This window comes from Acinetobacter pecorum (assembly GCF_014837015.1).
Classification (GTDB): domain Bacteria; phylum Pseudomonadota; class Gammaproteobacteria; order Pseudomonadales; family Moraxellaceae; genus Acinetobacter; species Acinetobacter pecorum.
Map to the genome: position 1 here is coordinate 84,788 of NZ_JACSPT010000006.1, position 22,797 is coordinate 107,584.

18 protein-coding genes are annotated in these 22,797 nt (G+C 43.7%); 8 read left to right on the forward strand and 10 right to left on the reverse strand.

What is annotated here, in order from left to right:
• Positions 1–139: 139 nt before the first annotated feature.
• The 4 genes from mobA to nirB all read right to left on the reverse strand — a co-directional run bounded on the left by mobA (position 140) and on the right by nirB (position 7,902).
• Positions 140–766: a molybdenum cofactor guanylyltransferase gene (mobA, locus tag H9629_RS06335; protein WP_064096747.1), complete on the reverse strand. Its 627-nt coding sequence runs from the start codon at positions 764–766 to the stop codon at positions 140–142.
• The gene (locus H9629_RS06340; protein ID WP_064096746.1) at positions 763–3,540 is read right to left on the reverse strand and encodes a nitrate reductase; all 2,778 of its coding nucleotides are present in this window, start codon (positions 3,538–3,540) and stop codon (positions 763–765) included. Before H9629_RS06340 ends, mobA begins: the two co-directional genes overlap by 4 nt.
• 180 nt (positions 3,541–3,720) lie before the next feature.
• Complete coding sequence (gene nirD, locus H9629_RS06345; RefSeq protein WP_064096745.1) at positions 3,721–5,331, reverse strand: nitrite reductase small subunit NirD; 1,611 nt, start codon at positions 5,329–5,331, stop codon at positions 3,721–3,723.
• Between the two features lie 24 nt (positions 5,332–5,355).
• The gene (gene nirB / locus H9629_RS06350) at positions 5,356–7,902 is read right to left on the reverse strand and encodes a nitrite reductase large subunit NirB (protein ID WP_191730740.1); all 2,547 of its coding nucleotides are present in this window, start codon (positions 7,900–7,902) and stop codon (positions 5,356–5,358) included.
• Positions 7,903–8,405: 503 nt separating this feature from the next.
• Here nirB and H9629_RS06355 point away from each other — a divergent pair.
• Together H9629_RS06355 and H9629_RS06360 are read left to right on the forward strand one after the other, a co-directional pair.
• On the forward strand, positions 8,406–8,984 hold the full coding sequence (locus H9629_RS06355; protein WP_004280362.1) for an ANTAR domain-containing response regulator: 579 nt from the start codon (positions 8,406–8,408) through the stop codon (positions 8,982–8,984).
• A 10-nt stretch (positions 8,985–8,994) separates the two neighbouring features.
• Positions 8,995–9,999 carry a CmpA/NrtA family ABC transporter substrate-binding protein gene (locus H9629_RS06360; protein WP_191730741.1) on the forward strand — a complete coding sequence of 335 codons (1,005 nt, stop codon included), beginning with the start codon at positions 8,995–8,997 and terminating at the stop codon, positions 9,997–9,999.
• 65 nt (positions 10,000–10,064) lie between these two features.
• Here the strand turns inward: H9629_RS06360 and mtlD are convergent, their stop codons facing one another.
• A complete protein-coding gene (gene mtlD, locus H9629_RS06365; RefSeq protein ID WP_191730742.1) occupies positions 10,065–12,191 on the reverse strand; it encodes a bifunctional mannitol-1-phosphate dehydrogenase/phosphatase in 2,127 nt (708 codons plus the stop codon).
• 318 nt (positions 12,192–12,509) lie between these two features.
• Between mtlD and H9629_RS06370 the strand changes: the two genes are divergently transcribed.
• The 5 genes from H9629_RS06370 (at position 12,510) to H9629_RS06390 (ending at position 16,636) form a co-directional block, all read left to right on the forward strand.
• Entirely contained in the window at positions 12,510–13,454 is a 945-nt protein-coding gene (locus H9629_RS06370; RefSeq protein ID WP_064096741.1) for an ABC transporter permease, read from the forward strand.
• Positions 13,454–14,335, forward strand: coding sequence for an ABC transporter ATP-binding protein (locus tag H9629_RS06375; protein ID WP_064102889.1), 882 nt, complete (start codon positions 13,454–13,456; stop codon positions 14,333–14,335). The genes H9629_RS06370 and H9629_RS06375 overlap by 1 nt, the downstream gene beginning before the upstream one ends.
• 77 nt (positions 14,336–14,412) lie before the next feature.
• A complete protein-coding gene (locus tag H9629_RS06380; protein WP_191730743.1) occupies positions 14,413–15,420 on the forward strand; it encodes an isopenicillin N synthase family dioxygenase in 1,008 nt (335 codons plus the stop codon).
• The gene (locus H9629_RS06385; RefSeq protein ID WP_064102891.1) at positions 15,417–16,298 is read left to right on the forward strand and encodes a hypothetical protein; all 882 of its coding nucleotides are present in this window, start codon (positions 15,417–15,419) and stop codon (positions 16,296–16,298) included. Before H9629_RS06380 ends, H9629_RS06385 begins: the two co-directional genes overlap by 4 nt.
• 8 nt (positions 16,299–16,306) lie before the next feature.
• On the forward strand, positions 16,307–16,636 hold the full coding sequence (locus tag H9629_RS06390; protein WP_004280373.1) for a DMT family transporter: 330 nt from the start codon (positions 16,307–16,309) through the stop codon (positions 16,634–16,636).
• Positions 16,637–16,702: 66 nt separating this feature from the next.
• Here H9629_RS06390 and H9629_RS06395 read toward each other — a convergent pair whose 3' ends face one another.
• The 5 genes from H9629_RS06395 to H9629_RS06410 all read right to left on the reverse strand — a co-directional run bounded on the left by H9629_RS06395 (position 16,703) and on the right by H9629_RS06410 (position 20,820).
• Positions 16,703–17,725, reverse strand: a complete 1,023-nt coding sequence (locus H9629_RS06395; protein WP_191730744.1) for an ABC transporter substrate-binding protein — start codon at positions 17,723–17,725, stop codon at positions 16,703–16,705.
• The gene (atzF, locus tag H9629_RS06400) at positions 17,722–19,530 is read right to left on the reverse strand and encodes an allophanate hydrolase (RefSeq protein WP_191730745.1); all 1,809 of its coding nucleotides are present in this window, start codon (positions 19,528–19,530) and stop codon (positions 17,722–17,724) included. The genes H9629_RS06395 and atzF overlap by 4 nt, the downstream gene beginning before the upstream one ends.
• Before the next feature lie 11 nt (positions 19,531–19,541).
• Positions 19,542–19,985 (reverse strand): CopG family ribbon-helix-helix protein, encoded by a 444-nt coding sequence (locus H9629_RS06405; RefSeq protein WP_004280384.1) that lies wholly within the window; start codon positions 19,983–19,985, stop codon positions 19,542–19,544.
• Positions 19,978–20,112, reverse strand: coding sequence for a hypothetical protein (locus H9629_RS15460; RefSeq protein ID WP_263600635.1), 135 nt, complete (start codon positions 20,110–20,112; stop codon positions 19,978–19,980). The genes H9629_RS06405 and H9629_RS15460 overlap by 8 nt, the downstream gene beginning before the upstream one ends.
• Before the next feature lie 492 nt (positions 20,113–20,604).
• Positions 20,605–20,820: an antitoxin gene (locus H9629_RS06410; RefSeq protein ID WP_191730746.1), complete on the reverse strand. Its 216-nt coding sequence runs from the start codon at positions 20,818–20,820 to the stop codon at positions 20,605–20,607.
• 215 nt (positions 20,821–21,035) lie between these two features.
• Here H9629_RS06410 and H9629_RS06415 point away from each other — a divergent pair, with 215 nt between their 5' ends.
• On the forward strand, positions 21,036–22,796 hold the full coding sequence (locus H9629_RS06415; protein WP_191730747.1) for an NACHT domain-containing protein: 1,761 nt from the start codon (positions 21,036–21,038) through the stop codon (positions 22,794–22,796).
• Position 22,797: the final 1 nt, after the last annotated feature.

Consider the following 22,797-nt stretch of genomic DNA (forward strand, 5'->3'; position numbering starts at 1 on the left):
ACTTTGCACAAATTTATTTTTCTTGAATATTAATGGATAATATTTGTTCTTTTTTAGTCCGAAAGTTTGCTCGAAAAATAAAAAAAGCAATATTTTGGTGAGCCAAAATATAATAATTCGGCTTTTAGCATTTTAAACGCTAGAGAAAGTTAAGCTGTTGATGCTGCTGTAGCTCATCAAATGAATTAATACTGTGGAAAAACAGGGCACGATTTTTAAAACTTGCCCGCTGCATGTGCATGTCAGCAAAACAGAGTTTTAAACTGTGTTGATCATTTTCAAGATGTTGTATAAGAGTGGGTAAGCTGCTGCGTTTCATAAGACAGAATGGAAACAATGCTTTTTCATTTATTTCAACCACCGCCACTTCAGATAAAGGATGTCGTTGCAGGGCCTGATGTAAACGTGAAATGACCTTTTTGGGAATATAGGTCACATCACAGGGTACGAACAGCACATAATCAGATTGTACATATGACCAGGCACTCTTCATGCCCATCAATGGTCCCTGAAAGCCGGGTTCATCGTCCTGATAAAAATCAATCGAAGGAATCATCCGTTTATAAATGGAATGATCCCGATGGCTATTGACCCAGACTTTGCTTGCCCGGGACTTCAACTGCTGATGGATTTTAATTAGCTGGATTTCATCATCAAATTTGTGCAGTAATTTATTGATGCCATTCATGCGCCGCGCTAAACCGCCGGCCAGGATCACCACCTCGGTTTCCGGATAAGACACCGTTTTCATCACTCTTCTTTTCATTCTATGTACTCCGTCTGGCAGGCTTTAATCAGGCCTCTAATTTCGGGCAAACATGAACCGCAATTTCCTCCGGCTTTCAGACATGCAGTCACCTGTTTTTCATGCGTGATATTTTTATCTTTAATGGTTTGAATAATTCTGTTCTTACCGACCTTAAAACAGCTACAGACCAATGAACCTTCACTATTTCCCATTGACATGGCCTGACCTGCCAGCAATGCTTTACGATGTAATGCACTCAGACGTTCACGTCTAAACAGGCCAGCCACCCAGTCACGATCTGGCAATAGCGCCGCTGGTGCGATATAAAAACTGGCAATTAACTGGCCATCCTGAAGCACCACACTATGACTGATATGCGCCGTTTGATCTTCGAGATTCAGCCATTCAAAGCTTTCATCATCAAAGGCTAACAGGCTCTTGATCTGCCCGGTGATGTCAGAAAAACGGCGCCGGTCTGCCAGTTCATAACGGATGGCCTGAGTGGTTTGAATTTTGCTCCACCACACCGTATTTTCAATCATGGTCTGGATCTGTTGTTCAAAGCCTTCCCGTACATACAGCACGCCCTGCCACTGAGTATAAAATGGCTTGATCATCACCGGAGTATGCTTAAATTCTGGCTCGCCGGAAATCGGGTCAACTACCGGATTAACTACTTTGCCAATCCGCGCATCGGATGCAAACTGGTCGTTCCAGTGAATCGGTGCAAAAATCTGGCCACGTCGCATATTTTGTGAAAATTGCACACGGAGTACACAACTTCCCCAAGCGGATTTCACCTCGACCAGCTCGGCATCTTTCAGGCCATATTTCAGCGCATCTTGCGGATGCAGCTCACAATAAGGCTCGGCACGATGCTGGGATAAACTGGCAGATAATCCGGTGCGGCTCATGGTGTGCCATTGATCGCGAATGCGTCCGGTATTCAGGATCAGAGGATATTCAGCAGAAATAGCATGTACCGGATCGGCTGCAATCGTCGGCACAAATCTAGCTTTGCCATCTGCATGACTAAACAGGCCTTGGCTAAATAGTTGACCAACCTGATGAACTTCTTGCTTATCCCAGACCGGCCACTGGATCGGTGCCAGATTCTGGTATTCCGCAAAACCGAGATGAGTTAAACCTTGCAGGTTGAAATAGCGAAAATTCGGTGTATCTTCACGTTGCGAAAGCGAACTATTCTGATAAGCAGATAAACGGGCATGTTCCAGAAAAATGTCATGGCTATTGTTAAAGTCAAAACCGCTAAAACCTAAGACCTGAGCCACCCCGGAAATGGCCCACCAGTCTGCTTTGGCTTCACCTGGAGCCGGCAAAAAAGCCTTTTGCCGGGAAATACGGCGCTCCGAATTGGTGACTGTGCCATCTTTTTCGCCCCAACCCAGTGCCGGTAACAGTACATCGGCATATTGCGTGGTATCGGTGTCGAGACAAATATCGGAAACCACCACAAATTCACACTTCTCCAGAGCGCGTTTAACCTGATCTGCATCGGGCAAACTCACGATCGGATTAGTGGCCATAATCCAGATGGCTTTGATTTTCCCGCTTTCCACCGCTTGAAATAAATCCACCGCTTTTAATCCGGGCTGCTGCGCGATAACCGGGCTTTGCCAGAAATCCTGCACCAGTTGCTGATGCTGCGGGTTATCCAGATCCAGATGACTGGCCAGCATATTGGCTAGTCCCCCGACTTCCCGTCCGCCCATGGCATTCGGTTGTCCAGTCATGGAAAAAGGTGCCGAACCGGGTTTGCCTATTTTTCCTGTCAATAAATGACAGTTGATAATGCTATTGGCCTTGTCTACTCCCTGAGAGGATTGGTTTACACCCATGGAAAACAGACTCATGATTTTTTCGGTCTGGGCAAATTTCTGAAAAAATAAGGTTAATTTTTCAATAGCAATACCGGTACGTTTTGCCACGCTTTCAAGCGATGACTCTGTCGAGCTGCTGGCAAGTGCCTGCTCCAGGCCTTGAGTATGCTGGGTAACAAAATCCTGATCGGTATAGCCATTTTGCTGAAGATATTGCAACAAGCCATTAAACAGCGCGACATCCAGACCTGGTAAAATGGGTAAGTGTAAATCTGCCGCTTCACAGGTTGCAGTAAAGCGTGGATCAATCACCACCACGAATAAATCCCGCTCTTCTTTGGCTTTCATGATGCGCTGATAAAGCACCGGATGGCACCAGGCGGTATTGGAACCCACCAGAACCACCATTTCTGTCTGCTCAAAATCTGTGTAGCTGGCCGGTACTAGGTCTTCGCCGAAAGCCCGTTTATGTGCTGCCACAGCAGATGACATGCACAGCCTTGAATTGGTATCAATATTGGCAGTACCAAGATAGCCCTTTACAAACTTGTTCACCACATAATAGTCTTCAGTCAAAAGCTGGCCGGAGACGTAAAAGGCGATGCTGTCACGTCCATACTGATCAATACATTGCTGAAATTTATTGGCAATACTTGAAATGGCATGATCCCAAGTGCTTATGTGCCGCTGTTCTTTTCGACCTGTCATCGGATGCAGAAGCCGGGTTTTTAGACTAAGTGTATCGGCAAGATGACTGCCTTTAATACACAACTTGCCCAAGTTCGCAGGATGCTGAACATCGCCTTCAACCTGAACCTTTTCACCCATCGGGGTTTGGCTTACGTGCGCGATGACGCCACAGCCTACTCCACAATAAGGACAGGTCGTCTGAGTAGTTTTTATTTGGGATTCAGTAGAGCTATGTAGTTCCATAACCGGAATACTATTCATTGCTGCTGTGCTCCTTAATCATCCAAATTCACGTGTTTCACCAAATCTCTGATATCTAGCTTTTACAGGTTTGATTTAAATTTTTTCTATGTCTCAAAAGCTTTAATCCTCCCCAACCCTCCTTTAATAAAGGAGGGAGATTCGCCTCTTTTTCAAAGAGGGGTTGGGAGATTGATCCGATTACCCTGCTTTCTTTAATGCAAAATCCCGACCAAAAAGCAGTTTGCTGCGGATATTACTAATCGGTGTCTGGTCTGCAATCAGTTCTGCATACCAAGCCCCATCTTCAGTATCGCCAAATAGCACAGCACCAATGACTTTGTCCTGCTGGATAATGATCCGTTTATAGATCTGACGCTTTTCATCATTTAGCACGATATCTTCAAAATCATCCTGAGGTTCGAAATTTCCGGCTGAGAAGACATCACATCCGCTAACCTTGAGTTGGGTCGGAACAGGTGGTGCCTTAAAGGTCAGTCGGCCATGTTCAGCCAGATGTGTCGCACAGATAAAGGCCTGTCCCCATAATGGCTCAACCAGTCCAAAGGTTTGGCCACGATGCTCAATACATTCACCTACCGCATAAATACTCGGGTCATAGGTTTGCATGGTGTCATTTACCAGTACTCCGCGATTACAGCGCAAGCCAGCCTTCTCAGCCAAGGTTTTATTCGGACGAATCCCGATGGCAAAAACCACCAAATCGGCATCCAGCATTGTCCCGTCTTTTAAGCGCAGTTGAGTCACGTGACCGTCAATACCGAGCAGCTCTTCGGTATTGGCTTCGGTAATGATCCGGATACCTTTGTCTTCAATTGATTTTTTCAGCATTTGACTGGCTTTCATGTCCAGCTGACGATCCATAATACGGTCCATCAGGTGCAGTACAGTTACATTCATCCCTTGCTGCTTCAGTCCATAAGCTGCTTCCAGTCCCAGCAGGCCGCCCCCAATCACGACGGCGTTTTGTTTGGTTTTGCAGTAATCCAGCATGCGGTTAACATCCTGAATATCCCGGAAGCTAATCACGCCTTCAAGTTCAGTACCTGGAATTGGTGGTACGAAAGGTTTCGAACCGGTCGCGAGGATCAGACGATCATAAGCAACGACTTCGCCTTTTTCGGTATGAACCTGCTTACGTGAACGGTCGATAGAGATGGCAGCATCTCCAGCAATGAATCGAATGCCTTTTTCGGCATACCAGTCGGCTGAATGCAGCATAATTTCGGCAAAGCTTTTCTCACCAGACAATACCGGTGACAACATGATCCGGTTGTAATTACCCCATGGCTCTTCCCCAATCACGGTAATGTCATAACGATCTGGCGCCATATCCAGCAAGTCTTCCAGACAACGCATACCCGCTAGCCCATTCCCGACCAGTACCAGTTTTAAACGCTCTGTGTTTTGACCATTACTGGAAATATAGGTCTTTTGTGGAGTTGGACTCACCAGAACTTTGCCATTTTCAATTCGGGTTGGAAATACTAGTAATTTCTGCTCTTGTTCTTCCAGACAACGACCGGTCACCAGACTGAAATGCTGCTTGTAAATTGGGGATGCGACTACACGCTCACCTTGCAGATCACCCAGAATGCCACGTGCCATGACATTGGCCAGACTAAACGGATCCTGATTGCTAAGCGCATAAACCCGCTGTTCCTGACCCACGCGAAAAATTGCAATCTGCTGATCTTCAATCAGGGCTGCAACACCGGTATTCGGGGTGATCTCATCCAGATGACAGACTTCGTACCAGTACAGTTCGTTCATGTCTTTTAAAATTGTCATTTTCATTCTCCCTGACTGTGGTATTTAGGCTTCAACCACTGGAATACGGTTTAAATCACGTTCAGCTTCTGTCTTTGGACGAATCTGGCCACGTACAGGCGCAAACTGAATATGCGGGTCATTCTGCTCGGCTGTTTTGGCATTAATAAAGGTCTTAAAGCGTTTGCGCACTTCAGGATCTTCAATTGCGGTACGCCATTCATCCTGATAAGTGCCAATCACATGCTGCATACGGCTTTCCAGTTCAGCAGCAATACCGAGTGAATCATGCACAATGACATCTTTCAGATAGTCCAGCCCGCCTTCCATATTGTCACGCCATACGCTGGTGCGCTGCAGACGGTCTGCCGTCTGGATATAGAACATAAAGAAGCGGTCGATATATTTGATCAGTGTGGAAGTATCCAGATCCGAGGCGAGTAGTTCAGCATGGCGCGGTTTCATACCGCCATTGCCGCATACATACAGATTCCAGCCTTTTTCCGTGGCAATGACACCGACATCCTTGCTCTGTGCTTCTGCACATTCACGGGTACAGCCAGATACTGCCATTTTGGTTTTATGTGGTGAACGCAGGCCTTTATAACGGTTCTCCAGGAAAATCGCCAAGCCGACAGAATCATCGACTCCAAAACGGCACCAGGTACTGCCCACGCAAGATTTCACCGTACGTAAGGATTTGCCGTAGGCATGTCCGGACTCGAAACCGGCATTGATCAGTTTTTCCCAGATTTCAGGCAGCTGATGTACCTGCGCACCAAACATGTCAATTCGTTGTCCGCCCGTGATTTTGGTATATAGACCATAATCTTTGGCGATCTGACCAATGGTAATCAGGCCATCCGGAGTAATCTCGCCACCTGCAACACGCGGCACAATCGAATAGGAACCATCTTTCTGAATATTACCGAGATAGTAGTCGTTGCTATCCTGTAAACCGGCATGGCTAGGTTTTAAAACAAAATCATTCCAGCAGGATGCCAGAATATTGGCTACGGTCGGTTTGCAGATATCACAGCCCATGCCGTGCCCATGTTGCTGAATCAGGTCAGAGAATGTCTTGATTTCATGCACGCGTACCAGGTGATACAGTTCCTGACGTGAATAGGCAAAGTGTTCGCACAGGTGATTGTTCACCGTGACACCCTGACGCTGTAATTCAGATTTGAGAACCTGCGTCACCAGTGGCGCACAGCCACCGCACGCCGTTGCAGCCTGCGTGCATTTTTTCAGTGCACCCAATGAAGTTGCACCGCCATCAATGGCTGAACAGATATCAGCTTTGGAAACGTTATTACAGGAACAGATGGTCGCACTGTCAGGCAATAAATCAATACCACTACCACCTGATTTTGAAGTTGACTGATCAAAGCCCGGCATGATCAGGCTTTCTGGTTGCTCCGGTACAGCCAGACCATTCAGCATCATTTGTAGAAGATCGCTATATTCTTTGGCACAGCCCACCAGCACTGCGCCCAGCAGCTTGGTTTTGTCTGCTGACACCACGATTTTTTTATAAACCTGCGCGGCTTCATCAGCATAGAAATAGCTCAAGGCATCTGGTGACATGGCGTGTGCATCACCAATAGAAGCAACATCCACACCCATCAGTTTGAGCTTGGTGCTCATGTCGGCACCAGCGAATGCATGGCTCTCTTGGTCCAGTACATGTTTTGCCGCGATCCGCGCCATGTCATAGCCCGGTGCAACCAGACCATAAATTTTATTGTCCCAAAGTGCACATTCACCAATGGCATAAATGTCCGGATGTGAGGTCTGGCAATAATCATTAATGATGATGCCGCCACGCTCACCAATCAGCAGGCCGCTCTGGCGCGCCAGTTCATCACGCGGACGAATACCGGCCGAGAACAGGATGATATCGGTTTCAAGTACCGAACCATCTCCGAACTTCATTACATGCTGAGCGTTGTAACCATCTTCAATAGATGAGGTTGCTTTTTGGGTATGCACCTTGACACCAAGGTCTTCAATTCTAGAGCGCAGTACCCGGCCGCCCAGATCATCAATCTGCACTGCCATCAAGCGCGGAGCAAATTCTACGACATGGGTTTCCAGATTCAGATCTCGCAAAGCCTTCGCTGCTTCCAGACCCAGCAGACCACCGCCAATTACCACACCGGCTTTGGCATTCAGGCTGGCTGCGCGAATGGCATCCAGATCTTCAATGGTACGATAAACAAAGCAATTCTGACGGTCATTGCCCGGGATTGGCGGTACAAAGGCATAAGAGCCGGTAGCAAGAATCAACTTGTCAAAATTCAGCACATCACCCTGGCTGGTGGTGACGGTTTTATTGAGCTGATCAATTTCAACTGCTTTGGTATTAAGACGCAAATCAATGCCATAGGCATCGGCAAAATCACTACGGCATAGGCTCAGATCCTTGACCGACTTGCCGCTGAAATATTCAGTCAAATGTACCCGGTCATAAGCTAAATGTGGCTCTTCTGCCAAAATGGTCAGCTCAATGTCATCACCGGCCTGTTCCAGTACAGATTCGATGAATTTATGCCCCACCATGCCATGCCCAATCATGAGAATTTTCATATCTGCACTCCAACTATTGTTTTTTTAAAGATGATAAAAAGCCGCATATCACGTCTAGGCATTGATATGTCTGCTGATTGAATATGTTGTAAATACCGCAACCCAGCGCTTTGTAATGCTGGAGGAAGGGTTGAAACGCTTGTGCGTTTTGTATTGCTGAACAACTGACCATGTCATTTATCCTGTGCTGAACGAAATACCAATCACACTCCTTGAAAGTGCAATTACGATCAGAACGGACATCGTTGGCCGTTGTTAGTATTGAAAGTCATCTTTGACGATTTAATAAATGCAGAAATCGTGCCAACTTTTCCAACAAGAAAACGCCTTATTCCAGGCAGATGATCTACCTAAATGCTTCATTTTGATCAGCTATCAGCTGAAATCCCTAAAGCTATGCACCAAATTGAACAGAAAAATAGAATTTTATGCACCAATTTAATGGCATGTTTTTTGCTTTACTCCTGCTTGAATATTCCTTAGGCCTTACTTGAAAATATTCCATGTCCAAATTACGAATTGCTCTTATTGATGATGATCTGGAGCGCGCCCAATTCATCCAGGAATCCTTACTTTCACATGATTTTCAGGTGGTGGCCTGTTTAATCCTGAATGACCTGAATATGGTACATGTTAAGGGTATTCATGCAGATGTGATCCTGCTGAATATGGATCATCCGCATCGGGATATTATTGAAAGCTGTGTCAGCCAATATGAACTTCCCACCGTGTTGTTTACCCAAAACTCCAATAAAGACACCATCAAAAGTGCCATTGATGCCGGAATCACGGCTTATATCGTCGATGGTATTGATCCCACCAAACTAGAAAGCATTCTGGAAATTTCGATTGAACAGTTCCGTAAGCATAAAAAGCTGCTAAATGATTTAAAAGAAACCCAAGACAAGCTCATTGACCGTAAAGATATCGATAAAGCTAAAGCCCTGCTCATCCAGCTACATGCCTTAACAGAAGAACAGGCTTTTGCTTTATTACGTAAAAACGCCATGAGTCACCGGATCACCATTGGTGAAATGGCCAGACGCTTACTGGATGCACAGAAGCTGTTACTGGGCCAATAAGGAAAAGCATATGTCTACACTAGAAAAAACTGAACTCAATATTGGCTATATTCCTTTGCTTGATTGTGTCGCCATTCTCTGGGCAGAAAAACAGGGCTACTTTGCCGAACAGGGATTAAAAATCAATTTAATCCGTGAAGCCTCCTGGTCAAGTTTGCGTGACCGTCTGGCCTACGGTTTTCTGGATACTGCACATTGCTTGTCTGCCATGCTGCCTGCTGCTGCCCTGGGCACAGACCAGTTACAGGTGGCTTTGCAAACCCCTTTGGTGCTGAGTATCAATCAGGCTTATATCAGCCTGCGTCAAGATCTATGTTATGAATTGGGAATCCATGCAGAAGATGATGAAAAAAGCAGTTCTCAGAAATTGGTGCGGGCCTTGCAACATCATCAGAAAGTGAATCTTGCCTATGTCTATAAGCATTCAATTCATCATTACTGTATAAAAGAATGGTTGGCCCTGACAGATTTCAATATTGCCCACACTATTCACCTGATGACGTCACCACCACCTTCGATGGTGAAAGGAATCTCGGAACAGGTGTTTGATGGCTTTTGTGTGGGAGAGCCCTGGAATATTCAGGCCAAGCTTGAAGGCTATAGTTTTATCGTTGCAGCCAGCCAGAATGTCATTCCCAAGATTGCCGACAAAGTCTTGGCCATGACCCAGGAATGGACAGAACAGCATCCATTTACTGTAGAGGCAATGGTCAAGGCTGTACAAAAAGCGCAGGATGATTTAAAGCAGCGCAGCGATTTATCAGAAGTATGGGACATGCTGGTGGACTATCAGATTATTCAGTTTGAATGTTCCGCCCAGCGGCATGTCTATGACTTTTACAAGATCAAGAATATTATCCGGAATTTTGTTGGGGAAAGTGCCGAACCGAAAGTCGATGATTTTATCTGGCTCCTGCAGCAGATGCAGAAATGGGAAAATCTTGATCTATCAGAAGATGATCAGCTACAGATTGCACAATCCTGTATTTATCAACAAGAATCTAGCACTGTTTAATACTTTGTATATTCCCATAAAAAAGACCCGGGAAAATTTCGGGTCTTTTTTATTTAACGTTTTATTTAGCTTAATGCTTGCTGTAAATCCAGTTGCATGAATTTTTGCAAGGACAATTTTCCAGCAATAATCTGATTGATGAATTGTGACATTTCATCATACAGAATCTCATAAAGCTGCGGCTCTAATGCCATATGTCTTAACTGAATCTGCAAATGCATCAAAAGTTCCTGCTGCTCGCATTCACCCTGCTCTAGGGCATAGACATAACCTAGCACTGCGCCTTTTAATACGACATCATAAGCTAAGCTATATTTAATCAAGGTCGCCAATGACCCCATAACACGCTCATTGTGCTCAAGTTTTCTTAGAGGCTCACGACCTACACGTGCGCATGGATCCTGATAGGCATTGGCACAGGACTCACTAAAGCTTTGAGCCAGACGTTCCAGGTCTGAGGCATGTTTTGGAATCTGGTAGCAGAGACCATGCTTCACCTGAGCTAAGGCCTGATTCATAAATTTTCTGATTGTATGATCAGACATGGCAACACCAATAGTCTGATGTCCACGCAGACTGGCATACCAGGCCATCATCGCATGCACGCCATTCCATAAGCGGTTTTTAATCAGCTGGATATTTGCAATATCATCCACCAGAATCATCTGCCGCATTTTCGCCAGTAACGGACTGTTATTTTCTACATAAATCGGCATATCCGTTTCAGCGTTAAACAGAATCAGATCCATAGACTGCAGAATATGACTCGACTGGAAATTACGGCGCAGGTCTTCAATATATAGCCCTGCCTGATGTTCCTGTTCTGCATTCAGTGCCGTAGCATCATCCAGATCAACTACGGACAAATCTTCATCCAGCTGATACTGCTTGAACATGTTGTATTTTATACGCAGCTGACGGTACAGTTTCTGGTCTGACAGCTTGGACACCATACGGTTGACCACGGTGTCACAGAAATAATGCTGATCCATAATTTTCTGGGCGGTCTGTTCATCAGTAATCATTCGCAGACTATTCAGAATCTGCTGCATCACCTGTTGTTTAGCACCGATTTTATTCAGGATAATTAAAACTGTCAGTGGCTGATCCTGCTGCTCATAAGCCAGATAACGTGCGTATAAGCCCTGTGCAATGACCTCCGCTTCAGAAACCAGTGCTTCCTCAGGTACGCAGACTGCTACAAGACTGGATTCAATATACATGTTCTGCATCTGTTCCAGATCATGCGCATCAATTACGCTCATATTTTCAATACGCTGGTCAAAAGAATTCTGGCCATAGCGAATGCAGTAAGTGCCAAAAGCATTAACGCTAGATTGATAAAGCGGATTACGTGTCGAAGCAATAATTTTGCGCGGACGAGTGTATCCATCCCAGTGTGATAATACCTGAGCCAGATAACCGCCCCCAATTGCACCAAAACCGTGAATCCCGACAGTCAGCTGATTGAGTGTTTGCGGAAAAGCAGTATCCAATTCCGGCATGTCCAGAACCGGAACAAACTGGTTCAGTTCTCCCAAAAAATCTTCGACCGTTTCATAATAATACTGGGCCTGTGCCAGCATGGACTCGTTCGGTATTTTGATATCCTTGAACAGCACCGTCATACCACCTGCATCATAGGCAGAACGCAAACCATTTTCAGAATCTTCAAACATCAGGCACTGGGCCGGGCTTAAATTGATTTTTTCGGCTGCACTGATAAAAATTTCCGGATGAGGTTTCCCCTGTCTAATCTCATCGCCACACACCAGTACATCAAAAAACTTATAGACATTGGCATTGATCAGATATTCTTCTGCGATCGCACGGCGACTTGAAGTCGCTACCGCCATTTTCAGGCCTGCCTTGCGTAGGCGTTCCAATACCTGCAATAACCCCTTTTTAATGGGAACACCGTGATGACGTACATGTTCCAGTTCCAGCACATCAGCACGCTGGCGAATCTCGGCATAGGGCACATCCTGTCCATAACGCTCTTTGGCTAGCTGCTCTGCACTACGGGCACTGAGGCCCAAACACTGAATTAAATAACTTTCAGAAAATTCGACACCAATCAGCTCACGTGAAGCTTGCTGCAAGGTTTGAAAGCGCAAGCGTTCCGTATCGAACATGGTTCCATCCATATCGAAAATAGCGCCATGTACGATTTGATTTTTAAACTCTAACATTGCTCCCCTTTTTATAATTCAATGAGTTAAGAAGTGAGCAATACCTTAAAGAAAAGCTGGGTCGAATTAAACCGATGTAAAGATATGAAATAGTTTTGATTATAAAACAACCAATAAAGACTAAAATTCTATGTTTTATGTTTGCATATGTAATCAAAGTGTTAACTTAAGTAACTTATCATCCCTGTTTTTCGTTTTAAATTTTCTTTTGAAATATAAGAATATTTTAATATTTTGGCTGTTCCCACCCATCATGGCATTCATTTTGCTTATTCAGTATTACGTTTTATAAAATTTGTAATATTGAGGGGCAACACTATGAGTTACGTTGCACGTGAACTCAGTCAAAGAAATAAACTGCTACTTGGCTTGGGGTCTTTTTTAATACCAATTCTGATTTGGTGTGCGGTCAGCTATTTGCCATTTATCTGGCATCCACAGGTCGAGATTACCAATCCCGGTAGTGTGAGCTATTTACAGGTCAATAGCCGGATTGATAAAGACGTGTTTTTTTCCGCTGCCCAATCCGCAGTGGATCAGGGTCTGGCCCCACCTCAAGGCATCCTGGTCAATCCCATCTATTTGCCAGCACCGCATCAAGTGGCAATTGCATTAGTAACCGCGTTTACCACCCCTCCTGTTCAACCGAATGCACCCTGGTTTTATGAAAGCCTGTGGCACAGTATCAAGTTGGTCTTTACTGCATTCTTTATTTCTTGCCTGATTGGCATTCCACTCGGAATTTTATGTGGCTTTTCCAAGAAAATTTCCCTGTTAACAGAACCTTTTGTCGAGTTTTTCCGTTACTTGCCTGCTCCGGCTTTTGGTGCACTTGCCGTTGCAATATTGGGAATCAATGATGCACCTAAAATAGCCATTATTGTGATTGGAACCCTGTTCCAGATGATTCTGTTGATTGCTAATACTACTCGTCTGGTCGATCGCAGCCTGATTGAAGCCGGTTTTACTTTGGGTACAACGAAACTGAAAAGTCTGTTTCATGTGGTGATTCCAGCAGCCATGCCAGAAATTTACCGTAATCTGCGCGTGCTGCTGGGTTGGGCATGGACTTACCTGATCGTGGCTGAACTAATCGGCAGCACCTCCGGAATTACCTGGTTCATTACCCAGCAAGCCCGCTATCAGAACTTTCCCAATGTCTTTGCAGCGATCCTGATTATCGGGGTGATTGGTCTGCTGTGTGATGTGATTTTAATGAAACTGGGACAACGCTTATTTAAATGGAAACCGGGAGCTAACTGATGCAAAACACTGAATTTAATACCCGCGAATACTTTGACAAAATTTATAGCCGTCCGGTGATTCTGGAAGCAAAGCAACTGACGCAAAAATTCAGTCATGGCAAAACTGAACGTACGGTTTTAAATACACTCAATTTGAAAATTCATAAGCGTGAATTCATCTGTGTGATTGGGCCTTCTGGTTGCGGCAAGTCAACCTTTAGCCGTGTCGTCGCCGGTCTGGATCCTTATAGCAGTGGTGAGATTCTGGTGGATGGCCAGCCGATTACCGGCCCAAGTCCGGAGCGTGGCATGGTGTTCCAGGGCTATACCCTGTTTCCATGGAAAACCGTCAAGGAAAATGTCATGTTTGGTCCGCGCATGAAAGGCCAAAGTAGTGCAGCGGCAGAAGCACAAGCACGTGAATGGATCAATATCATTGGTCTGGAAAAGTATGAAAACCAGTATCCGCATGAGCTGTCTGGCGGGATGAAACAGCGTGTTGCGATTGCCCGGGCTTTGGTCAATGAACCGAAAATCCTGTTGATGGATGAACCTTTTGGGGCACTTGATCCACATACCCGGCAAAAAATGCAGCGTCACCTGATGGACCTATGGCAAAACATTGATATCACCATTATTTTTGTGACCCACGATATGGATGAAGCCATTCTTTTGGCCGACCGGATTGTGGCACTGAAAGCCAATCCGGGTGAAATCAAGGAAATTATTGAAGTTGATCTACCTCGTCCACGCCATCCAGACGTCATGCTTAGCCCTGAATTTAAACAGTTAAGACAACGTGTCGATTATCTGGTGCATGCTGAAGAAGATGAACTGGATCCGGCACTGGCAGAACTGCCAGTCATTCCGCGTATGACCAAGGTCAGCAGCAATAAATAATCTTATTCAAAATGCCTTTGGGACGACCCGAAGGTTTTAATCGCTGTGTTGGACGACCAACATTAGAGGTGATTGTCATGCAAGCGCAATATGTACTCCCACTGGTTGATATTTCAAAATTACAAAGTCCGGATTTAGCCGATCGTATTGAAGTTGCTCATGCTCTGGATCATGCCTGTAAAGAAGTCGGATTTCTTTATCTGCAAGGTAGCCAGTTTAATTTTGATTATGCCAAAGCCCTGATTGAAATGGCCCAGTCCTATTTTTCTCAGGATCGGGACACCAAAATGCAGCACTATATTGGCAAATCAAAAAACCATAGTGGCTATGTGCCGATTGGCGAAGAACAGTTTGCCGGCAACAGTTATGATTTAAAAGAAGCCTATGATGTCAATTATGATTATCAGGGTACACAAAAAAACTTTCCTTTACTTGGCCCCACCTTATGGCCAGACCATCCGGATTTCAAGTCTATTGTCAGCCAATACTACAGCCATCTGCGTGAGATCAGCCGGCAGGTTTTTTCTGCCTTTGCACTGGCATTGGGCGTTCGTGAGGACTTTTTTGAAAGCAAAATTACTGATGCACCAAGTCAGCTACGCTTGATTCATTATCCCTATAATCCGGAAGTGCAAGATGCCGAAGGCATTGGCGCACATACCGATTACGAATGCTTTACCCTGCTGTTACCCACCGCACCCGGCTTACAGGTTTTGAATAAAGCAGGCGAATGGATCGACATTCCACTGATTGAAAACACACTGGTGATGAATATCGGTGACATGATGGAAATTCTGTCAAATGGTAAATATCTCGCCACCAAGCACCGCGTGAAAAAGGTCTCGGAAGAACGTTATTCGTTCCCGCTATTTTGCGCCTGCAATTATGACACCGTGATTGAACCGGTTATTCCCACTGAAAATTCCAAATATTCTGCCCTGATCGGGGGTGAGCATCTGTTTAATCAGACCGCCCAGACCTTTCAATATTTAAAACAGCGCGTTGCTAGCGGTGAACTGATCTTAAAAAATGCTGTACCACTTTCCTCTTTTGGACTTGAAGAACAGGCGGAGACAGCATCATGAATCTGTTTGAAGTAATTAAAAGCTTAAAGCCTGTGACTTTTCAGCCAGAGATTATTCCAGGCTTTTTATATGGGGCATTTCGGCGTAAAAGCATCAGTTTTTATAATGGCCTGACCGATGAAAACACCATTGTGTACTGGTTTCAGTCGCGCAGTTTTACCATTGATCTTCGTCTAAAAAGCCAGACAGGAACTGCTGTTCAGGAGCGCCAAGGCTGGATTGGCAATACACTTTGGGATAACGCCAGCCAACTCTTGTCCTGGGAAGTGAAAGACTACGCCAATTACCAGAATCATGTGCAGTGGCCGGAACCAGCCAGGTTGCATGCAATTGGCAACTGCATTCTGGAATTTTCTCCAAGTAATGTCTATGTCGAAGACTGGCGCCAGCAGGTGCAATACGGTTTATTTTTAGGCATGCGTCTTCAGTCTGCACTTGATGTTCAATCTGGTCAAACACTGGAAATGGATGGTGGCCTGATTATTTGTGCTGATCATATTGCCTATGCGCTGACGCGTTTGCCTGAAGTGCAAAGTGCAGTAGCTCAAATGGACTTGAAAGCTGTTGATCCGACCGTGTTTGCCTTGTTGGAAAGTTTTGAGGTTTCTATCGGGACTGATGGTCAAGCTAAAACTTACAGCACCCGCAGCAGTGAGACAGGCAAAGCCTTTAACCTGGAAAATTTTGAAGTTCTCAATGAAAGCAGTCTGGTTCAGCATGTCATTTTAGATGATCGTCAAATCGACCTGATTTTTGAGCTGGATATATACCAGCCGGATTACCAATTTCAATATGCCACCCCCACGACTACACAAGCTGAAAGCTGGCTGAAGTCAGAACAGGATCACCTGATGCAGCATGCAGCACGGGTGTTATAGGGAGAAATATGTCTTTTTTATATCTTTCGATTGCCATTATTGCAGAAGTCATTGCAACTTCTGCATTGAAAGCTTCCAATGGTTTTAGCGTGCTTTGGCCTTCACTTGCCACCATTGCCGGTTATGCCGTTGCCCTGTTTTTCCTGTCACTGACCATGAAAACCATTCCGATGGGCATTGCCTATGCAATCTGGTCTGGTGCCGGCATTATCCTGATTTCAACGGTTGGCCTCTTGGTGTTTAAACAGCAACTGGATCTTCCCGCACTGATCGGGCTGGCGTTTATGATCATTGGCATTATTTTTATCAATGTCTTTTCCAAAAGTACGCAGCTTTAATTTTTTAATATTCATCTGATAGTAAAAATCCCCAGACCGGGGATTTTTTATGCAAGAGATCAGGCTTTATTGCAGCTCTTGTACCAGCGTTGGAACAATCACGCCATCCACGTTCATTTCAGTCGTATAAATGCCGTTAGCCACATTGAACTTGTTCACATGGTAGCTGGAACCATAGATCGAGTCGAAGCCATCACCTTTGGTAAAGACTTTCTTATTGGCGGCCAGATCCAGCAAATGCGTGCCATCAATGAACTGCATATAGGTTTTCGCATCGACACCGACACGTTTGGACATGATCTGCGCAGCGTCTTCTCGAGTCGCCGGGTCATTGATGTATTTGACGGTTTTATCCCAAACCTGAATCACCTTTTTCCATTGCTCTTTATTGGCTTCCAGATGGGCGGGATTCACGGTCAAGGTATCGTAGATTAATCCCGGCTTGTCTTTAGAGGTGAAAATGATTTTTGAACCGGCCACTGCAGATAGAGCCTGATTCGCCACTGGCTGCCATACCGCAATCGCATCAATATCGGGAGTGGCAAAAACCTGTGGCAATTCATTGGTCATGGTATTGACCAGTTTGACCTCATTCATGCCAATTTTGGCATCCTCTAGTGCAGTGGACAGTAACAAGTGATCGACCAGGCCTTTTTCAGTCGCAACTGTTTTACCGCGCAGATCCTGAATTGAGTTAATGCCATTCTTGGCAATAATTACGTCATTTCCAGCTGAATAATCAGTCGCCATGATCATCACACCCTTGGTACCGCCAGAGCCAGTGACCAGATTATCACCATTGGTGACCAGTACAGCATCCAGCTGATTCGCTGCGAATGCAGAGAGTGAAGCAGAATAGTCAAACCATTTAAAATCGGCATTAACTCCGGCATCTTCCAGCCAGCCTTTTTCAATCGCCACCTGCCAGGCGACAAATCCCGGCCAGTCACTATAACCAATCCGGATGGGCTGAGTAGTCACACGTCCTTCTGCCTTGGCACTTGGTTCAGGTACTTTAGCGGTATTGTCACAACCGCTTAAAAGGATTGCAGACAGTACGGAAACGGACATCAGTGCTTTTTTGATCATTTTGCGACTTCCCCTATGCATTCACATTTAAATTTGGTATTTGAAAGTTGTTTAGATTTTATAAATTCGCGCCAGCCACTGAAATGACTGATATCTGTTGCATCCTCAAGTGCATAGCCTTCACAGATAAAGCCTTTGACCCAAGTACCATCAATCAGCTGGACATTACCGATCCCCAAAGGTGCCGGAACTTCTGCAACAATGTCCCCGAACAGTGCACGCGGAATGTCCCAGACTTCGACTTCAATTGAACAACCTTTCGCGTTGTATTGCAGGCCAGGTTTTGGCGGTGTGGTATTTTTTAAAGCATAGAGTTTGTAATGCGAAGCAGTCCGGGTCTGTTTGATCAGGGTGCCACCACGTGTAGTCAGCTGAAAATTCAGCGGCATTCCGGTCAGATGTGCACCGACGACAGCCAGTTTGACGCTGTGCCCTGATGAGATTTCAGTTGTTTTTTCATAGCTAAGTTCAGAGGTGCCTAGCTTTAACTGGCTTGCCTGCTGCCATTTTTGCCCGAATTTGGCCAGTGCTTCATCCATCCAGGCTGACGCAATAAAGGTCACGCCCGTTGGCAAACCATCAGCACGAATGCTATTTGGTAGCGCCAAAGCTGACAGATCGGCAAAATTGACAAAATTGGTATAAGCGCCCATGTGGCTGTTTTTGACCAGAGGATCGGCTTCTACTTCTGCAATGCGATAAATGGTGGGTGCCGTAGGCACCATCAAGGCATCATAATTTGCCAGTGTATTTTGAATAACACGGCTCAGGCAGGCGCGTTCATATTCATCCTGCATGGCATCGACCGCACTGAACCGGTCTGCCTGCGCAATAATCTGGCCAATTACCGGATGGGTCTGCTCGCGTTGCACCATTTTTTCCACGGCACTGGTACGTTCAGCCACCCAAGAGCGGTTGTAAAGTGCAGTCGCCAGTTGTTGAAATGGAGCAAAATCAATTGGCTCAACCGTATAACCCAAGCTTTGTACACGTGCGATCGCCAGCTGGAATGCTTTTTCAGTTTCAGCATCGCCATAAAATTCCAGTGTATCCGGAATGCCAATTTTCCCTTTTGAAAATTGGCTTGGTACATTTTGAGGATGTACTCTGGAATACTCATCGCTGGCATCATAGCCCTGCATGACTTGCGCCACCTGCCAGGCATCATCCACCGTTAAGGCAAAAATCGAAATCACATCAATAGTGCGACAAGCCGGAATCAGGCCTGTAGTCGAGAACCAGCCTTTGGTCGGTTTGAGTCCGACAATGTTATTGTGCCCTGCTGGTACACGTCCTGAACCTGCAGTATCTGTACCCAGTGAAAATGGTACTAATCCGTTGGCTACCACCACGCTGGAACCTGAGCTCGAACCGCCACTGATATATTCAGGATTAAAGCTGTTCTTCACCGCGCCGTATGGGGAGCGTACACCGACCAAGCCTGTGGCAAACTGGTCCAGATTGGTTTTACCAACGACAATCGCGCCGGCAGCTTTTAATTTGGCTACTGCTGTTGCATCGGAAGTCGCCAGATAAGCTGCCTCTTTACATGCTGCTGTGGTATAGAACCCTGCAACATCAATATTGTCCTTGACTGCAAATGGCACCCCATAAAGTGGCAAGCTTTCAATATCTGCACCAGTCAATGCATCAATTTGTGCCTGTAATTGTGCTGCTGTCGCAATTGAAATCCAGGCATGATCGTCATTATTCAACCCGGCAACATACTCAATCAGGTCACTAAGCTGGATATTGTTATTCTGGTAGGCATGTTGCCAGTCCTGTACAGTCCATAAGTTGTGCACAGCTGTTCTCCTTAAGTGTGTTCGGTATTTTGTGGAATAGGCGGCATGACGGCATCCATCAGTTCGAGATGCCCTTTAATCACGCCTTTCAATGCAATAAATTGTTCGCTAATTTCTTTCAGGTCACTGCTCGCACCCTGCATCAGCATGACTTGCAGGATTTTTTCATCATCCAGCTGGATATGAAGCGAATTGATCACTTGCGCCAGATACTGCTGTTGCAGATCGACCAGTTGACTGCGCAGCGGTTTCAGACTGACGTCATAGAGCAAGGTAAGTGTGCCAACCATGACTTCATCGCGAATCACCAGATCATCAATCAGGTGGCGGTTAATCATGTCGACTATGGCCTGCGAGCGGCTTTCATAGTGCTGCTCGACAATTTTTTGATCCATTGCATGTAGCGTGGTTTCTGGCACGGTAATACTGATCCGTGCCAATTTTTGTTTAGGCACGATGTTGATCCTTGGATTGTTGGTATTGTGGAGACTGTTTAATGTGAAAGCCTGCGCGTACGCTGAGCAGCTCAACCAGAAAGTGAAGCCATGGATGCATTTTTTTATTTGATGTCGGATTGTTCATGTGCATCTCCTGTGGATATTACAAAACCAAAATTTCGTATTACTTAGGAAAATGCAGAAAGCGTGCCAGTTTGTGCTTATTGGGACGTGATAAATGAAATTGGGTAAAAAGGCGAAAAAAAGCCCCACTGCGCTGAGATGGGGCTGATTTAAACTTGCTTTAAACTAAGTTTGGGAATTCACCGATATCTTATATTTTATAGCGCAGGTACTGTTATTTTGTTTATACCTGCCGAATTGACCGATGATTTTGTTTGAGTGATCAAGTGAATGGCTCTCCTCTGTTTATTGGGTATATAAATAAAAGCAGAAAGCGTGCCAAAATTTAAAATTAACTGATTTAAGTCGCAATGGTACATAAAAAGCCCCACCGAAGCGGTGTGGGAAAAAGAAAGACTATTTACACCCCCTTAAATATGCTTAAAAATTGTACTGTATTGCACCATTAGGATTCGGGTATGCATCAAAGTGTGGCTGAACGTATCAAACCTTATTAAGCAGGTTTTTTGTGAACTCGAGCTTGTAGGTCATTTAGGCTTATCTTTACAGTTTCTTCAGTTTGCGCTTCTTCTGCAAGTTTAAGCAGTTCTTTGTCTTCAATCAGATCTATCAGGCGTTCATACATATCCGCAGGAACGCAATAGAATGCTGGGTTGTTATGGTTAAGGATTGCTACTGCTTCACCAAAGCCATTATTCGCCACTTCCATTTGCTTCTTTTTTAGGTCTGAAATGCTTGCGACAAAGCGTGAATGAATAATATTGGTCGATGTCCTAGATATGCAAACAATAGTCACATGATAATCAACTTAAAGATCATTTAAATGACCTGTTAAGTGGTCATATAAGATTTAAAAATTCTATTCAATTTTAACTAATTAATTTATAATGAAATTTAACCTTAACAAATATAAATTTATTAATCATGGCCGAACCAATAACAACTACTCTAACTTTAGCTGTCTTAAAACCGATTTTAAGTGGAGTTGCTAAAAGTGCAAATGTATTCTTTTCAGAAGAATTCAAAAAAAGATTTCAGCTTCATAAATTTTCTATAAATAATAATCAGCTTGTTGAATCAGTTGAAAAAATTGGGCTAGTTAAAACACTTTTCACAGGTGCAGAGAAACCTGTTGAAATCAGTACTTTCTTTTATTTACCTTCTATTACTACAACATCTGGAATTAGCAAAATTAATTCTATAAATGAAATTTATACTTCTCATAGTATTCTCCTCGAAGCTACAGTTGGTCAGGGAAAGTCTATTTTAATGAGATACTTAGCTCTTCAAGAAGTCGCTAAAAACTCTAGAATTCCTATATTTATTGAATTAAAAAATATTTCTAAAGAAAAAAACTTGCATACGTTGATTAGAGAAAAAATTTTAGCTTGGACTTCTTCTGATATTACTGATGAACAAATTAAATTTATTTTTCGTTCAGGAAAAATATCTATATTCCTTGATGCATTTGATGAAATTAGCAAAGACTATACTTCAGATACATTGAATTACATCGAAAATTTAGCAAATAACTACTCTGAACTAAAGCTTATTGTTAGTAGCAGACCTGAGCATGAGATTAAGTTTTCTAATTTTTTTGAAACTATTCAAGTTAACTCATATGATAGAGAAGATCAAAAATCTTTAATAAATATATTGGTAAAGGATAGTGATGCGAGAATTACATTATTAAGTTCGATTGAAAATAGTTCACCAGAAATCCAAAAACTTCTTACAACTCCTTTAATGATTGGTTTATATATAAAAAAATTTAATACCGATTTTTCACCTCCAGAAAATATTACAAGTTTTTATAAGAATATTTTTGAAGTGGTAGCTACCACACATGATCGAACTAAAGGTGGGTATACTCGTCAAAGCTCATCCTCCCTTAAACAAGATAAGCTAGAACAGATATTCGAAAGATTTTGTTTTGAATGCTATAAATTAGATAAGACATCATTTGAAAAAGCTGAGATTATTGAAGTTTTAGAAAATTCATTAGGACGCCTTCGTATAGAAGACTGTTCAGGATCCCAAATTTTAGATGATTTTTGCGATTATTTATGCCTTATTGTTCGTGATGGTTTAAATTTTACCTTCATACACCGAAGTATTTACGAATATTATGTAGCTCTTTTTTTCAGTAGATTAAGTGTTGATAATGCAGAAAAAGTTATTCCAAGAATAAATCAATTCAATATTTTAATATTTTTAAAGCATTTAAATTTATATTATTTTAATTTGTTTTATTTAAAAGATAATTTGTTAGATTTCTTTGAAAAAATTAATAAAAGAAGTTCAAAATATAATACTAAAAATGTCTTACCATTAGATTTTCTTAATATTTTTTTTATTGATAAAAATAAAAATCTTGAAAATCACATTTGTATTAATAGTTCTATATTTGACTATCTAAGAAGTAGTGAGTTTATTTTTAATGAATTTATTGCCCCAATCTTTAGATATATAGGTAACAAATATGATTCACCGTTAATAGCCCATTCTATTGGTGCGATATTTAACATTAATGAAACAAAAACAAAAAGTTTACATAGTCAATTTAATAATGATACAACGTTAAAAGTATTATTTGAAAAAATATTTTTAACCTATGACTCTTTAGTAGATCAAATTGAGTCAAAGAAAAATGAAATTACTTGTGAAGATTTTGAAAACCTATAAT